Origin of the sequence: Nocardioides terrae (genome assembly GCF_900112345.1) — a bacterium.
Lineage (GTDB): Bacteria > Actinomycetota > Actinomycetes > Propionibacteriales > Nocardioidaceae > Nocardioides > Nocardioides terrae.
Map to the genome: position 1 here is coordinate 93,711 of NZ_FOLB01000004.1, position 14,210 is coordinate 107,920.

General features: G+C 71.9%; 14 protein-coding genes and 1 tRNA gene. 10 read left to right on the top strand and 5 right to left on the bottom strand.

The features are described 5' to 3' along the window. The first annotated feature begins 9 nt into the window (after window positions 1–9). The 5 genes from BM236_RS06810 to BM236_RS06830 all read left to right on the top strand — a co-directional run bounded on the left by BM236_RS06810 (window position 10) and on the right by BM236_RS06830 (window position 3,982). On the top strand, window positions 10–381 hold the full coding sequence (locus tag BM236_RS06810) for a YbaB/EbfC family nucleoid-associated protein (RefSeq protein ID WP_091121761.1): 372 nt from the start codon (window positions 10–12) through the stop codon (window positions 379–381). Further along, window positions 382–978 carry a recombination mediator RecR gene (recR, locus tag BM236_RS06815; RefSeq protein ID WP_091121763.1) on the top strand — a complete coding sequence of 199 codons (597 nt, stop codon included), beginning with the start codon at window positions 382–384 and terminating at the stop codon, window positions 976–978. After that, complete coding sequence (locus BM236_RS06820) at window positions 975–1,547, top strand: DUF5063 domain-containing protein (protein ID WP_091121765.1); 573 nt, start codon at window positions 975–977, stop codon at window positions 1,545–1,547. Before recR ends, BM236_RS06820 begins: the two co-directional genes overlap by 4 nt. Window positions 1,548–1,647: 100 nt before the next feature. Then, a complete protein-coding gene (locus tag BM236_RS06825) occupies window positions 1,648–2,931 on the top strand; it encodes an aspartate kinase (protein WP_091121768.1) in 1,284 nt (427 codons plus the stop codon). 1 nt (window position 2,932) lies between these two features. After that, complete coding sequence (locus tag BM236_RS06830; RefSeq protein ID WP_091121770.1) at window positions 2,933–3,982, top strand: aspartate-semialdehyde dehydrogenase; 1,050 nt, start codon at window positions 2,933–2,935, stop codon at window positions 3,980–3,982. 94 nt (window positions 3,983–4,076) lie between these two features. Here BM236_RS06830 and BM236_RS06835 read toward each other — a convergent pair whose 3' ends face one another. After that, window positions 4,077–4,757: a chromosomal replication initiator protein DnaA gene (locus tag BM236_RS06835; protein ID WP_139230048.1), complete on the bottom strand. Its 681-nt coding sequence runs from the start codon at window positions 4,755–4,757 to the stop codon at window positions 4,077–4,079. Window positions 4,758–4,777: 20 nt separating this feature from the next. Beyond that, the gene (locus tag BM236_RS06840) at window positions 4,778–5,761 is read right to left on the bottom strand and encodes a DUF2332 domain-containing protein (protein ID WP_245750184.1); all 984 of its coding nucleotides are present in this window, start codon (window positions 5,759–5,761) and stop codon (window positions 4,778–4,780) included. A gap of 109 nt (window positions 5,762–5,870) precedes the next feature. On the opposite strand from BM236_RS06840, the gene BM236_RS06845 reads away from it, so the two are divergent. From BM236_RS06845 to BM236_RS06860, 4 genes are all read left to right on the top strand, one after another. Continuing rightward, complete coding sequence (locus BM236_RS06845) at window positions 5,871–7,004, top strand: citrate/2-methylcitrate synthase (protein WP_139230049.1); 1,134 nt, start codon at window positions 5,871–5,873, stop codon at window positions 7,002–7,004. Window positions 7,005–7,013: 9 nt separating this feature from the next. After that, window positions 7,014–7,598 carry an LOG family protein gene (locus BM236_RS06850; RefSeq protein ID WP_091121776.1) on the top strand — a complete coding sequence of 195 codons (585 nt, stop codon included), beginning with the start codon at window positions 7,014–7,016 and terminating at the stop codon, window positions 7,596–7,598. A gap of 286 nt (window positions 7,599–7,884) precedes the next feature. Then, window positions 7,885–9,081: a SpoIID/LytB domain-containing protein gene (locus tag BM236_RS06855; protein ID WP_091121778.1), complete on the top strand. Its 1,197-nt coding sequence runs from the start codon at window positions 7,885–7,887 to the stop codon at window positions 9,079–9,081. A 94-nt stretch (window positions 9,082–9,175) separates the two neighbouring features. Beyond that, a complete protein-coding gene (locus BM236_RS06860) occupies window positions 9,176–9,847 on the top strand; it encodes a M15 family metallopeptidase (protein ID WP_091121780.1) in 672 nt (223 codons plus the stop codon). Between the two features lie 172 nt (window positions 9,848–10,019). Here BM236_RS06860 and BM236_RS06865 read toward each other — a convergent pair. Next, window positions 10,020–10,096, bottom strand: a tRNA-Pro gene (locus BM236_RS06865). Between the two features lie 54 nt (window positions 10,097–10,150). After that, window positions 10,151–11,104 (bottom strand): metallophosphoesterase, encoded by a 954-nt coding sequence (locus tag BM236_RS06870; protein WP_091121782.1) that lies wholly within the window; start codon window positions 11,102–11,104, stop codon window positions 10,151–10,153. 17 nt (window positions 11,105–11,121) lie between these two features. On the opposite strand from BM236_RS06870, the gene BM236_RS06875 reads away from it, so the two are divergent. Further along, window positions 11,122–11,589: a GatB/YqeY domain-containing protein gene (locus BM236_RS06875; protein ID WP_091121785.1), complete on the top strand. Its 468-nt coding sequence runs from the start codon at window positions 11,122–11,124 to the stop codon at window positions 11,587–11,589. A gap of 54 nt (window positions 11,590–11,643) precedes the next feature. Here the strand turns inward: BM236_RS06875 and BM236_RS06880 are convergent, their stop codons facing one another. Next, on the bottom strand, window positions 11,644–14,037 hold the full coding sequence (locus BM236_RS06880; protein ID WP_175507584.1) for a transglycosylase domain-containing protein: 2,394 nt from the start codon (window positions 14,035–14,037) through the stop codon (window positions 11,644–11,646). Window positions 14,038–14,210 lie beyond the last annotated feature (173 nt).

Below are 14,210 nucleotides of genomic sequence, written 5' to 3' on the forward strand. Positions count from 1 at the left end.
GTTGCGACCATGACCGAGAACCAGGGCAACCCCTTCGGCGGCCTCGACCTCAACGCCCTGCTCGGGCAGGCCCAGCAGATGCAGGAGCAGCTCGCCCAGGCCCAGGAGCAGCTGGCCGAGCAGACCGTCGACGGCACCGTCGCGGGCGGCGCGGTCACCGTGACCGTCAACGGCGTCGGCGAGCTCCAGGGCGTCGACATCAAGGCCGGCGAGTTCGACGGCTCGGACGCCGACAGCCTGTCCGACCTCGGCGACCTGATCGTCGCCGCCTACCGCGACGCCAAGCAGCAGGCCGACGCCCTCGCCGGCCAGTCCCTCGGCCCGATCGCCGGCGGGCTCGGCGGCGACGACCCAGACTCGCCCTTCAAGCTGGGTTTCTAGATGTATGAGGGTGTGGTCCAGGACCTCATCGACGAGCTGGGCCGGCTGCCCGGCGTCGGTCCCAAGAGCGCGCAGCGGATCGCGTTCCACTTGCTCCAGGCCGACCCGGTCGACGTACGCCGCCTCGCGGACGTGCTGGTCGAGGTCAAGCAGCGGGTGAAGTTCTGCAAGATCTGCTTCAACGTCTCCGAGGAGGAGACGTGCCGGATCTGCCGTGACCCGCGGCGTGACCCCACGGTGCTGTGCGTCGTGGAGGAGTACAAGGACGTCGTCGCGATCGAGCGCACCCGCGAGTTCCGTGGCCGCTACCACGTGCTCGGCGGCGCGATCAGCCCGATCGACGGCATCGGCCCGGACCAGCTGCGGATCCGCGAGCTGATGACGCGCCTCAACGACACCCAGCTGACCGAGATCATCCTCGCCACCGACCCCAACCTCGAGGGCGAGGCGACAGCGACCTACCTCACCCGCCAGCTCGCGCCACTCGGCCTCGCCATCACCCGGCTGGCCAGCGGACTGCCGGTGGGCGGAGACTTGGAGTACGCCGACGAGGTCACCCTCGGCCGTGCGTTCGCCGGAAGGAGAGCAGCGCAATGATCGAGCAGGACTTCGCCGAGGAGATCGCCGACCAGGTCGAGAGCTTCCTGCTCTCCCTGCGCGCCGTGGGGGCGGAGGGCGACGGTGGCCGGGCCATCCCGCTGCTGCTGCTCGAGGTCAGCCAGGTGCTGCTGGCGGGCGCCCGGCTCGGAGCGCAGCGTGACTTCGAGCCGCGCGAGGAGTACCAGCCCGACGTCGGCCCCGAGGCCGACCTCGACGAGTTCCGGCTGCGGCTGGCCGACATCCTCGGCGAGGCCGACACCTACAGCTTCGTCTTCGACCCCTACGCGCCGGAGATCGTGGTCAGCCAGCTCTCCGACGACCTGACGAGCATCGCCGCCGACCTCGAGAACGGGCTGCGGCACTACCGCCGCGGCGACGCCGACGAGGCGCTGTGGTGGTGGCAGTTCTCCTACGTGTCCAACTGGGGCAACCTCGCCGGGGCGGTGCTCAACGCGCTGCTGACGGTCGTCTCGCACGACCGGCTCGACACCGAATTCAGCGGCGAGGAGGAGGACCTCGCGGTGGCCGAGGAGATCCTCGAGGGCGAGGCGCCCGCCGTCCCGTAGCGCCGGCCCGCGCCCGCACTCCGATATCGGAGCGAGGATCTCGCGGCCGCCGACTAAACTCGGCCGCGTTCTTCCCCTCGACCACCAAGGAACCAGCCTCGTGGGCATCGTCGTCCAGAAGTACGGCGGCTCGTCGGTCGCCGACGCCGTCGGGATCAAGCGAGTCGCCCAGCGGATCGTCAACACCAAGAAGCAGGGGCACGACGTCGTCGTCGTGGTCTCCGCGATGGGTGACACGACCGACGAGCTGATCGACCTGGCCAACGAGGTCACGCCGCTGCCGCCCGCGCGCGAGCTCGACATGCTGCTCACCGCGGGCGAGCGCATCTCGATGGCGGTCCTCGCCATGGCGATCCAGACCCTCGGCTACGAGGCGCGCTCCTTCACCGGATCGCAGGCGGGCGTCATCACCGACGCCGAGCACGGCAAGGCCAAGATCATCGACGTCCGGCCCGGGCGCATCCTCGGCGCCGTCGCGGACGGCGCGATCGCCATCGTCGCCGGCTTCCAGGGCGTCTCGCAGACGACGAAGGACATCACCACGCTCGGCCGCGGCGGGTCGGACACGACCGCCGTCGCCCTGGCCGTCGCGCTCGAGGCCGACGTGTGCGAGATCTACTCCGACGTCGACGGCATCTTCACCGCCGACCCGCGCATCGAGCCGCGCGCCCGGAAGATCCCGCGTATCTCCTACGAGGAGACCCTCGAGATGGCCGCGCAGGGCGCCAAGATCCTGCACCTGCGGTGCGTCGAGTACGCCCGCCGCTACGACATGCCCATCCACGTCCGGTCCTCCTTCTCCGAGAGGGAGGGCACCTGGGTCGTCAAGGACCCGCAGGCCGGCGTCGCACAGGAGAGCCTCATGGAATCTGCCATCATCACCGGCGTCGCCCACGACCGCAGCCAGGCCAAGATCACCGTGGTCGGCGTACCCGACAAGGTTGGCGAGGCAGCCGCGATCTTCCGCGCCATCGCCGACGCCCAGATCAACATCGACATGATCGTCCAGAACGTCTCCGCGGCGGCGACCGGCCTGACCGACATCTCCTTCACCCTCCCGCGTGGCGAGGGCCAGATGGCGATGGCGGCGCTCGCCAAGCTGCAGAGCACCGTCGGCTACGAGCGGCTCGGCTACGACGACTCGGTCGGCAAGGTGTCGGTCGTCGGCGCCGGGATGAGCACCTCGCCGGGCATCTCCGCCCGGTTCTTCGAGTCGCTCTCCGAGGCGGGCGTCAACATCGAGATGATCTCGACGTCCGAGATCCGTGTCTCGGTCGTCGTCTCCGAGACCCAGGTGGAGGCGGCCGTCAACGCGGCGCACGCCGCCTTCGAGCTGGGCACCGACGAAGTGGAAGCCGTGGTCTACGGCGGGACGGGGCGCTGACATGAGCGACGGCATCAGGATCGGCGTCGTCGGCGCCACCGGCCAGGTCGGCGTCGCCATGAGGCAGATCCTCGCGGCGCGGCGCTTCCCGGTCGACGAGATCCGCTTCTTCTCCTCACCGAAGTCCGCTGGGACCGTGCTGTCCTACGAGGGCCGCGACGTCGTCGTCGAGGACGCCTCCACCGCCGACCCGAGCGGCCTCGACATCGCGCTCTTCTCCGCCGGCGCCACCGCCTCGCGTGCCCTGGTCCCCGTGTTCGTCGACGCCGGCGTCATCGTCGTCGACAACTCCAGCGCCTTCCGCAAGGACCCCGCCATCCCGCTGGTCGTCTCCGAGGTCAACCCCGAGGCCGCCGCCGCGGTGATCGAGGCCGGCCGCGGCATCATCGCGAACCCCAACTGCACCACGATGGCCGCGATGCCGGTCCTCAAGCCGCTCCACGACGAGGCAGGACTGCAGCGCCTGGTCGTCTCGACCTACCAGGCCGTCTCCGGCTCCGGCATCGCCGGCGTCGCCGAGCTGGCCGACGGCATCGCCTTCGCGGGCGACAAGGCCGGCGAGCTCGCGTACGACGGCGAGGCGGTCGCCTTCCCCGAGCCGGGCGTCTACCAGCGGACCATCGCCTACAACGTGCTGCCCTTCGCGGGCAACCTCGTCGACGACGGCCTGAACGAGACCGACGAGGAGCAGAAGCTCCGCAACGAGTCGCGCAAGATCCTCGGCATCCCGGAGCTGCCGGTCTCCGCGACGAACGTCCGCGTGCCGGTCTTCACGGGTCACTCGCTGTCGATCAACGCCGAGTTCGCCCGGCCGCTGTCGCCCGAGCGCGCCACCGAGCTGCTCGCGGCCGCGCCGGGTGTCGAGCTGAGCGACATCCCCAACCCGCTCCAGGCGGCCGGCAAGGACCCGTCGTACGTCGGCCGGATCCGCCGCGACGAGGGCGTCCCCGACGGCCGCGGCCTCGCGCTCTTCGTCTCGGGCGATAACCTGCGCAAGGGCGCCGCGCTCAACACGATCCAGATCGCGGAGCTGGTCGCCGCCTCCCGCTGAGGCTGACGCTTGCGTACCGATCGGGGCCAGTGAGCCTGCGGTGGCGTCCCATCGTCACGGCTGACCCTCCCGCCCCGATCGGTACGCACGCCGCTCAGACGGCGGTGTCGATGAAGCGCGCCGTCACCCAGTGCGACAGCAGGTAGGCCGCGACCGTCAGCACCCCGGCGATCACGGCTCCGGTCACCGAGTCGAGCGTGTCGAGCAGGAACAGCACGCTCAGCACGGCCGCGAGCGAGACGGCCAGGAAGCTGATGCTGCCCGCGCTGGCCACCTTCGCGGCGCGCAGGACGGCGGCCCCGATGACGACGGTGACGACGAAGATCAGCGCCAGCAGCAGGAAGCCCGGCCCGCCGCCACAGCTCGTCGTCCCGCGCAGGGACGCGCAACCCCGCAGCCCGCCGTACGTGCCGAGCACCAGGAAGAGCCCCGCGGCGACGCCGGCCAGCGCGGCCGCGACGTGGCCGTTGAGCGGTCCGCGCGGCGGACGCGGCTGGCGCTCGGCTCGTGGCGCCGGGCGTTCGGCCGGCGCCTGCTCGGCGGCGAGCTCCTGCGTGGGCGGCGGTGACTGGTCAACCGCCGGGGGCTCCGCGACGGTTGCCTGCTCACCGCTGTCCGGGTCCGGCTCGGCTGGCGGTGCCTCATCAACCGTCTGCGCCTCGGGAACGCTCGCCTGCTCACCGCTGTCCCGGTCCGCCGGCGCACGCCTCCTCCGTCGCCGCAACCCCAGCGACGGCGCCTCGAGAGACGGCCTGTCCTGATCCGCTGACCCCATGGCCGAAGTGTGGCATGGGCTCAGAGCCAGGTCAGGGCGTCGCCGTGCCCCGTCGCCCAGCCGACCGCCCGGCCGTCGACGGCGAGGCAGAACGGGTGCGCGGTGGCGGCCGGCCGAGACGCGGTCGCGGCGATCTCGGGCAGCACCGGGGCGCCCTCCAGGCTGATCCAGTGGCACCGGCCGGCGGCGACCAGCCCGCGCATCCGCGCGTCGAAGCGAGCCCGCGCGGCCGCGTCCAGGTAGGCCACGGCGGCGCTGTGCTGCACGACGGGCACGCCACCGCTCGCCTCGGCGAGAGCCAGCGCCTCGTCCAGCCGCTCGTGCATGTCGCCGGCGAGGATCCGCGGCGGCTCCGCCCGGGCCACCTCGATCGCCGCGGACAGCCGCGCCAGGCGTTCGTCCTGCCCCGGCCACACCAGCGCCCGGAGCCACGACACGTCGTCGGCCGAGGTCACGTCGAGCGGGTTGAGGTCGACGCCGACGCGGGCGACGACCCGTGGATGGGCGGCGGGGATCGGCACCGGGCCGTCGGCCGCCGTGGTCAGGACCGGCCCGCCCGAGCCGCGCAGCGAGCCGACGCCCTCCCAGACGTGGTCGAACCGGTCGGGGAAGAGGCACAGCCCGGCGCTGGCGCCCAGCTCGACCAGCGCCAGCGGCTGCTCGCCGAGCAGGGAGATGGCGGGCACGAGCGCGGTGAGGCGGCCCACCTCGTTGGTCTGCGTGCGCCGGGACAGGATCGTCGACCGGACGGTGGGCCAGTCCGGTCCGAGCAGGAGGGTCCGCAGGTCGGCGTACGGCCCGGGCGCGAGACCGTGCCAGCGGGCGGCCGTGAAGACGAGGTTGGCCTGCTGCTTGTCGGTGGGGAGCGTCGAGAGCAGGCCGAGCACCTCGGGGTCGTCGGCGACCCCGAGCGCCCAGTCCTCGTAGCACGGCGACGAGGTCATCTCGGCGGCGTGGTAGCGGTAGCTCGCCTCGATGTCGGTCAGGTCGGTCAGTGGCAGCACGGTGTCCTCCTCGGGTCCGGGAGATCCACCGTGCGCCGTCCGCAGGAGGCCGCGCGATGTCGATCGAGTCGACATCGCCGGTCCGGCGCCGGTGCGGGAGAGTGGCCCTGTGACGGACTGGATCGCGAGCGGCGAGGCGGCGCAGCGGCTCGGGGTGAAGCGCGCGACGCTCTACACCTACGTCAGCCGTGGCCTGCTGACCCGCCGCCGCGAGCACGGCGAGAGCCTGTTCGTCCGCCACGAGATCGACACCCTCGCCCGTGACCGCCGCCATCCCGGCGCACCGGAGGGCCTGCTCCAGATGCGCTCGGTCCGCTCCGCGGTCAGCGAGGTGCGCGAGGGCGAGCTCTTCCTCAGGGGCGTGCCGCTCGCCGACCTCGCCGACGAGCCGTACGCCGACGTGGTCGATCTCGTCCTCGGCGGGTCCGACGTCGACGAGCTCGACGTGCCCGAGCACCTGGCGAGGCTGCCCCTGCACCGTCGCCTGCCTGCGCTGGCCCAGTGGGCGGGCTCCTCGCGCCCGACCGCCCTCGACGCCGAGTCGACAGGTCGGGCCGCCCGCGGCCTGCTCGATGCCGCGCCGGTGGCGCTCGGTGATCACCACGGCCGGCCCGGCCACCGCACCGCGCTCCCGGCGGCGCTGTTCGCGGCCCTCAGCGGGCGGGACGGCAGCCGCGCCGAGGTGGCGACCGTGAACACCGCGCTGGTCGCGCTGGTCGACCACGGGCTGGCCGCCTCGGTCGTCGCAGCACGGGTCGCGGCCTCGGCCCGCGCATCGGCGTACGACTGCCTGCTCGCGGGCTACGCGGCGCTCTCCGGGCGGCTGCACGGCGGCATCGCGACGACTGCCGTCGTCACCCTGCGGGACGGGCCGACCGACGACCGGGCGCCGGGCTTCGGGCACTGGCGCCACCCTGACGGCGACCCGAGGGCGGAGGCGATCCTCGCCCGACTGGCACTCGTCGACGGCGCGGCTCCCGTCATCGGCCGTCTGGAGGAGATCGCCGACCGGGCCGGCCGGCAACCCAACGTCGACGGCGCGCTGGCCGCGGTCATCCTCGCCTGCGACCTCCCCGACGACAGCGGGGAGGTGCTCTTCCAGGTCGGCCGGACCCCCGGGCTGGCCGCGCACGTCGTCGAGGAGCTCGGCGAGGACCCGTTGCGCTGGCGCGCGAAGGACCCCGACGCCTCGTCCGCCGGACGTGCCGCTACTCGATGGCTACCGGGCGGGAACGTCTCCTAACCTTCGACCATGTCTTCCGAGCTCGACCGCGTCGCCGTCTTCTGCGGCTCCTCCCCGGGCCACGACGAGCGTCTGATGTCCACGGCGTACGGCGTCGGCCGGGGCCTGGCCGAGCGTGGCATCGGCCTGGTCTACGGCGGGGGTGGGTTCGGTCTGATGGGCGCCGTCTCGCAGGGGGCTCTCGACGCGGGCGGCGAGGTCATCGGGGTCATCCCGCGGTCGATGGTCGAGCGCGAGTGGGGCCGGGACGATCTCACCGAGCTGCGCGTGGTGGAGACGATGCACGAGCGCAAGGCGCTGATGGCGGAGTACGCCGACGCATTCGTGTGCCTGCCCGGCGGCATCGGCACGCTCGAGGAGATCGTGGAGGTGTGGAGCTGGCGCCAGATCGGCTTCAACGACGACCCGGTCTGCTTCTTCAACGCCGGCGGCTTCTGGACGCCCATGCTGACGGCCTTCCAGGGCCTGGTCGACGCCGGCTTCGTCCGCCAGGACGTGGTGGACGACGTCGTGGTCGCGGAGACGCTCGACGAGGCGCTGTCCGGTCTCACCGCGCGGATCGGCCGGGAGTTCGGCGACAAGCTGAGGGGCTGATCAGAGGTCCCGCTCGTAGTAGAGCATCGCGGACCGCCCGGCCCGAACTCCAGGTTGGTGAAGCCGCAGCTCGTGTAGAGCGCACGGGCCGCCACGTCGGTGACCGAGGTGTTCAGGTCCATCCGGTCGGCGCTGTGCTCGCGGGCGAGGTCCATCGCGGCCTCGAGGAGGGCGTCGTCCGGCCCTCCGACCCGCAGGTCATCCCTCACCCGGACGACTGTAGCCAGCACCGGCGACGACGGCGCCGCCTTTGCTTCGCGGCCCGCGGCCCGCCAGAGTGACGCCCATGCCTCTGCGCCCCGCCCTGCGAGCCGCCGCCGCCGTCGGCCTCGGCCTCGCCACCGTCCTGCAGCTCTCCGCCACCGCGCCGTCGTACGCCGACACGACGGTGACCCTCCCGGTGGGTGCGACGTCGGTGACGGTCCACGGCGAGGGCAACGGCCACGGGCACGGGATGTCGCAGTACGGCGCCAACGCGGCCGCCAAGCGGGGCCTGAGCACCAACCAGATCCTCGCGCACTACTACCCGGGCACCGCCGCAGGCCGGGCCGGCGGCCAGGTCCGCGTGCTCCTCAGCACCCGGCCGACGCTGGTCGTCCGGACCGGCCCGGGGCTGGTGGCCGGCGTCGTCGGCTCCGCGAAGCGCTGGAGGCTGACGCACCTGCGCAAGCGCGCCGCCCGCAAGGCGAGGCGGTGGAGCATCGCCCCGCTCTCCCCGACGGTGTCGCGGCTCTCCTACCTCAAGCGCGGTCACTGGCGGCGTTACGCCGACGTCGCCGGTCAGCTGCAGTTCAGCGCGGGCGGCCGGCCGATCCGGCTCGTCGCCGGCGCCGACTCCGGCCTCTTCCGCGGCACCCTCCGCTCGGCGGCGACGTCGGCCACCACCGCCGACCGCGACATCGTCAACGTCGTCCCGCTCGAGTCCTACGTGAAGGGCGTCGTCCCCAACGAGATGCCCGCGCTCTGGGCGCCGGCCGCGGTGCGGGCCCAGGCGATCGCGGCGCGGACCTACGCCGTCCACGAGCGGGCCACCGTGCAGCGCGGCTGGTTCGACGTCTACGACACCACCGCCTCGCAGGTCTACCGCGGCGCGGGCTCCGAGCAGCGCGCGTCGAGCCGCGCGGTCGACGCCACCCGCGGCCAGATCCGGACGTACGCCGGCCAGCCGGCCTTCACCCAGTTCAGCGCGAGCAACGGCGGCTGGATGCTCGCCAACTCGACGGCGCCCTACCTCGTGAGCGGTCCCGACGCCTACGACCCGGTGAACGCCTGGACCCAGGTGATCCCGATGAGCGCCTTCCAGGCACGCTTCCCCTCGCTCTTCCCGTTGCGGTCGATCGCCGTGACGACCTATCCGGGTGCGGGCGGCTGGGTCCAGACCGTTACCCTCACCGGGACCAACGGCAAGGTCGGTGCGATCTCGGGTGAGGACTTCCGCGCCTGGGCGGGCCTGAGGTCGGGGTCCTTCCGCTTCACGCGCTGAGACCTGACCTGAGCACCTGACCGGCGACGCATGTCGTCGGCATATCGAAAACCGCATACGCCCTGGCAACGCCGGCTCGCGTTGAGTCGTCGGCATGACCTCCCGCCGACCAGCACCGAGAGCCACGCGCCGTACCCGCACAACTGTTCCCGTCCTCGCCACCGTCGCCGCGTTCGTCGCGCTGGCGGCGTGCGGCTCTGCGATCCACTCCTCCGGGCGCGAGGCGACGCCGATCGTGACGGGGACGTCCGCGCAGAGGGTCATCCCCGGTGACCCTCCGGGGCGCCTCCACGACAGCCGCCTCCACCGCCTGGGCACCGCCGACGGCAAGGTCCCCGACGTCGTGTCCGTCTTCGACGACGACTACCCCGCCGTCACCAAGCTCGACCCGGCCCTGCTCGCCGCCCTTCGCGAGGCGGCCGAGGACGCGGGCACGGACGGGGTGACCTTCAACGTCAACAGCGGGTGGCGCTCGGACAGGTACCAGGAGCAGCTCTTCGACCAGGCGGTCTCGGAGTACGGCTCCGAGGCGAAGGCCTCGCAGTGGGTCGCCCGGCCGGGCACGTCGGTCCACGAGGCCGGCCAGGCGGTCGACCTCGGACCCGACGACGCCGACGAGTGGCTGTCGCGGCACGGGGCGACGTACGGGCTGTGCCAGACTTACCGGAACGAGCCGTGGCACTACGAGCTGCGACCCGACGCCGTCGACGACGGGTGCCCGGCGCCGTACGCCGACCCGACGCAGGACCCGAGGATGCGGCCCTGAGTCGATCCGCTCGGACGGCGAGCCTTGAACCACCGGATGCCGAACACCCACCGTGATCGACATCGCCGACGGGCACCGCGTCGTCGAGTACGGCCTGGTCGGCGGTCCCTCGCGACCCCGGGAACAGCAGAGGCTCCCACCGTCGCGGTAGGAGCCTCATCTGCATGAACAGTGGTCGGGGTGACAGGATTTGAACCTGCGGCCTCTTCGTCCCGAACGAAGCGCGCTACCAAGCTGCGCCACACCCCGATCCGCGAACCCCGGAGGGCTCACGAGTACGGAACCATACCGGAGCCCGATGCGTCACCTGTAATCGGCACCCACGAGCGTGAGCAGGGTCGCCTCGGGGCGGCAGGCGACCCGGATCCGGGCGTACGGCGAGGTGCCCAGGCCGGCCGAGACGTGCAGCCAGGACGACCCCGGATCACCCGGCCGGGAGGCAGCGGGATGCCGGTGCAGTCCGCGGGCGCGGGCCGGCTCGAGGTCGCAGTTGGTGGTGAGGGCGCGACCGCCCGGGAGGCACACCTGACCGCCGTGGGTGTGCCCCGCGATGATGGCGTCGTAGCCGTCGCGGGCGAAGGCGTCGAGCACCCGCAGGTACGGCGCGTGGGCGACGCCCAGCCGCAGGTCGGCCGAGCCGTCGGCCGGGCCCGCGACGGCCGGGAGGTCGTCGTAGGACAGGTGCGGGTCGTCGACGCCGGCGAACGCGAGGGACAGGTCGCCGACCTTCACCGTCGCGCGCCGGTTGGTGAGGTCGGTCCAGCCGGCGGCGGAGAAGCCGGCGACGAGGTCGCGCCAGGGCAGCTGCGGCACGTTGGTGTGCCGCTTCCCGTCGTCGGGCAGCACGTAGCGGAACGGGTTGCGCGCCCGCGGCGCGAAGTAGTCGTTGGACCCGAGCACGAAGACGCCGGGGACGTCGAGCAGCGGCCCCAGGGCGTCGTGCAGCACGGGGACGGAGCCCTGGTGGGCCAGGTTGTCACCGGTGTTGATGACGAGGTCGGGCCGCAGCAGCGCCAGCGACGACAGCCAGTCGATCTTCCGGCGCTGCGAGGGCACCAGGTGGATGTCGGACAGGTGCAGCACACGCAGCGGGTCGGCCCCGGCCGGGAGGACGGGCACCGTGACACGTCGCAGCGTGTACTGCCGCGCCTCCCAGGCGGCGTACGCCGTCAGCCCGACGCCGGCGAGCGCGCCGGTCGCGATCGTCGTACCCAGGGCACGGGCGGCGCCGCGACCGGGCAGCGGGGCGAGAGGCATGCGGCAAGGCTGCCACAATGCTGTTCATGAGCCTCAAGGAGACGCTGCGCAGCGACCTGACCACCGCGATGAAGGCGCGCGACGAGGTCCGCTCCTCGACGCTGCGGATGGTGCTGACCGCCATCACCAACGCGGAGGTGTCCGGCAAGGAGGCCCGCGTGCTCAGCGACGACGAGATCATCGGCGTGCTGACCAGCGAGGCGAAGAAGCGCCGCGAGGCCGCGACGGCGTTCGCCGACGGCGGCCGACCGGAGAGCGCCGAGAAGGAGAAGGCCGAGGCCGCAGTGATCGCCGACTACCTGCCCGAGCAGCTCTCCGAGGCGGAGGTCGCCGACCTCGTCACCCGGGCCATCGAGCAGGTCGGCGCCGCCGGCGAGGGCATGCGCGCGATGGGCAAGGTGATGGGCGTCGTGCAGCCCCAGGTCAAGGGCCGGGCGGACGGCGGAGTCGTCGCGGCCGAGGTGCGTCGCCAGCTGGGGGCGTGAGCCTCCGGCCGGCTTCGAGGCGGTCGCTCGCGACCTCCTCAACCGGCGGGGGCGTCAGTGCCCGAAGGGCGGGCCGTTGCCGTTCCCGTTGCCCGGCCAGTCGAAGAGCCGTGCCGAGTTCCCGTGCCGCTTCTTCTTGTGCTTCCTCTTCGGCTCGGGGCCGGCGGACGGGTAGAGCGTGATCGGGCTGCCCTTGGCGGCCTTCCCGGACGGGTTCGAGTAGGCGACCGTGCCGTAGGAGTAGCCGGAGTAGACCCGGTTGCCGACGCTGGACCGGAAGCCGGCCTCGCGGAGCACATCCTTGGCGTGCTCGACCGACATGCCGCCGACGAACGGTACGTCGACCTGGACGCCGCTGACGACGCTCGCATCGGGCTTCACGAAGTCCTGGTCGGGCAGCCACTGCTGGATGACGTGCATCGCGTCGCCCCACATCGGGCCCGCGGTGGTCGAGCCGTGGGCCGTGGCGACGTAGCCGCCCTTGAGGCTCTGCCCGTTGAGGGTGATCCACTCACCCTTCGAGTTGGCGCCCGCGATCATCGACGCGGTCGCCAGGGTCGGCGTGTAGCCGTCGTACCAGACCGTCATGTTGCTGTCGATCGTTCCGGTCTTGGCCGCGCTCGGGACGCTGAGGCCGAGGCCGGCGTCGCCACCGAAGCCGCCCGGCTCCTGGACGCCGCGGAGGATGTCGTTGACCGCGTCGGCGGTGCCCTGGGCCATCACCTGCTGGCAGGACTTGCCGTACTCCTTCACGGGCTTGTTGTGCTCGTCGAGGATCGCGGTGACCGGCTCGGCGTCGCAGTGCAGGCCGCGGGCGGCGACCGTCGCGTAGGCCTCCGCCATCTCGAGTGGGCTGACGCTGGCGATGCCGAGGGTGAAGGACGGCACGCGCTCGCCGTGCGGGCCGGTCGGGTTGGTGAGCTCGACGCCCATCGACTTGGCCAGCTTGTAGGGGTTGCAGAGGCCGGTGAGCTCCTCGAGCTGGGCGAAGAACGTGTTCACCGACTCGCGGGTGCCGGAGTAGGCGTCCATCATGCCGTCGCTGGTGGAGTTGTGGACCTGCCACACGCCGACCTGGGCGCCGTCGCCCGGACAGCCCTTGTAGTTGGACTGCGGGATGTCCTTCTGGTGCGGCGAGTTGATCTTCTGGTGCAGCGGGAAGCCGTTGTACTCGATGGCGGAGGCGAGCACGAAGAGCTTGAAGGTCGAGCCCGCCTGGAAGCCGTTGGAGTCGCCGTACTCCTGCGGGGTGACGTAGTTGAGGTAGGTCTGCCCCTTCTTTTTGTTCCGCCCCATCGGGCGGGACTGGGCGAGGGCCTTGACCGCGCCGGTGCCGGGCTCGACCATCGCGAGCGCGCCGATGGCCTGGTCGGTCGGGGCGACGTGCGCGGCGACCGAGTCGTCCGCGGCCCTCTGGTAGCGCAGGTCCAGGGTCGTCTTGATGGTGAAGCCGCCCGACTGGAGGTACTCCATCCGCTCCTTCTCGGTGCGGCCCGGCAGGTCGCCGCTCTTGAGCAGCCAGTTGACGACGTAGTCGCAGAAGAACGGCGCGGTCGAGTTCACGCAGCCGTTGCGGGCGGGCTGTACGTCGAGGCCGAGCGGTGCCGCCTTGGCGTCGGCGGCCTGCTGCTCGGTGATGACGTGGAGCTGCGCCATCCGGTCGAGCACGACGTTGCGGCGGGCGAGGGCCCGGTCGGGGGAGTTGGTCGGGTCGTAGCCGGTCGGGTTCTTCACGAGGCCGGCCAGCGTCGCGCCCTGGGTCAGCGACAGCTTGTTGGCGTTGACGTTGAAGTAGTGCTTGGCAGCGGCCTGGACGCCGTACGCACCGTCGCCGAAGTAGGCGGCGTTGAGGTAGCGCTCGAGGATCCAGTCCTTCTTGTGGGTCTCCTCGAGCGCGATCGCGTAGCGCAGCTCCTTGATCTTGCGCGCGTAGGAGTCCTCGGTGGCGGCCTTGATCGCGTCCTCGTCGCCGGACGCCTTGGCCTGCGCGACGAGGGTCATCTTGACCAGCTGCTGGGTGATCGAGGAGCCGCCCTGGACGGTGCCGTTGTTGGCCTGGTTGGTCACGAAGGCACGCAGCGTGCCCTTCAGGTCGAGGGCGCCGTGCTGGTAGAAGCGGTAGTCCTCGATCGAGACGAGCGCCTGGGTCATGTTGCGCGAGATCTGGCTCAGCGGACGGTTGATGCGATTCTCGTCGTAGAGCGTCGTGATCAGCTTGCCCTCGCTGTCGACGATCCGGGTGCGCTGGGAGAGGGCGCCGGTCTCGAGCTGGGCCGGGAGGTCGTCCATGCTGCGTGCCACGTTGCGGGCGCCGATGCCGGCCACGCCCGCGAACGGGATCGCCAGTCCGGCCACCACGACGCCCAGGACGGCGGCGACGGCCAGCATCACGCCGAGGTGGGGAAGCAGGCGCGCGGCCGGCAGGCGGTCGGATCGGGGACTCGACATGCGCCTCAGATTACGGGATGTCCCTAGCAGACGTCGCTTCGCCGTGAAGCACCACCGGCACGATATGACCCGCTCGGACTAGTCACAACGGACCATGGAACTTGGGTCGAATGTGTCTGTCTCGTCGGAGCGCGTCGCTTTACGTTTTACAGGACGAGAAGATCGGCGTCGTC

Excerpts from the sequence above, each read along its gene's own strand:
- BM236_RS06810 (WP_091121761.1), top strand. The coding sequence starts at position 10 with ATGACCGAGAACCAGGGCAACCCCTTCGGCGGCCTCGACCTCAACGCC.
- recR (WP_091121763.1), top strand. The coding sequence starts at position 382 with ATGTATGAGGGTGTGGTCCAGGACCTCATCGACGAGCTGGGCCGGCTG.
- BM236_RS06820 (WP_091121765.1), top strand. The coding sequence starts at position 975 with ATGATCGAGCAGGACTTCGCCGAGGAGATCGCCGACCAGGTCGAGAGC.
- BM236_RS06830 (WP_091121770.1), top strand. The coding sequence starts at position 2,933 with ATGAGCGACGGCATCAGGATCGGCGTCGTCGGCGCCACCGGCCAGGTC.
- BM236_RS06835 (WP_139230048.1), bottom strand. The coding sequence starts at position 4,757 with ATGGGGTCAGCGGATCAGGACAGGCCGTCTCTCGAGGCGCCGTCGCTG.
- BM236_RS06850 (WP_091121776.1), top strand. The coding sequence starts at position 7,014 with ATGTCTTCCGAGCTCGACCGCGTCGCCGTCTTCTGCGGCTCCTCCCCG.
- BM236_RS06855 (WP_091121778.1), top strand. The coding sequence starts at position 7,885 with ATGCCTCTGCGCCCCGCCCTGCGAGCCGCCGCCGCCGTCGGCCTCGGC.
- BM236_RS06860 (WP_091121780.1), top strand. The coding sequence starts at position 9,176 with ATGACCTCCCGCCGACCAGCACCGAGAGCCACGCGCCGTACCCGCACA.
- BM236_RS06870 (WP_091121782.1), bottom strand. The coding sequence starts at position 11,104 with ATGCCTCTCGCCCCGCTGCCCGGTCGCGGCGCCGCCCGTGCCCTGGGT.
- BM236_RS06875 (WP_091121785.1), top strand. The coding sequence starts at position 11,122 with ATGCTGTTCATGAGCCTCAAGGAGACGCTGCGCAGCGACCTGACCACC.
- BM236_RS06880 (WP_175507584.1), bottom strand. The coding sequence starts at position 14,037 with ATGTCGAGTCCCCGATCCGACCGCCTGCCGGCCGCGCGCCTGCTTCCC.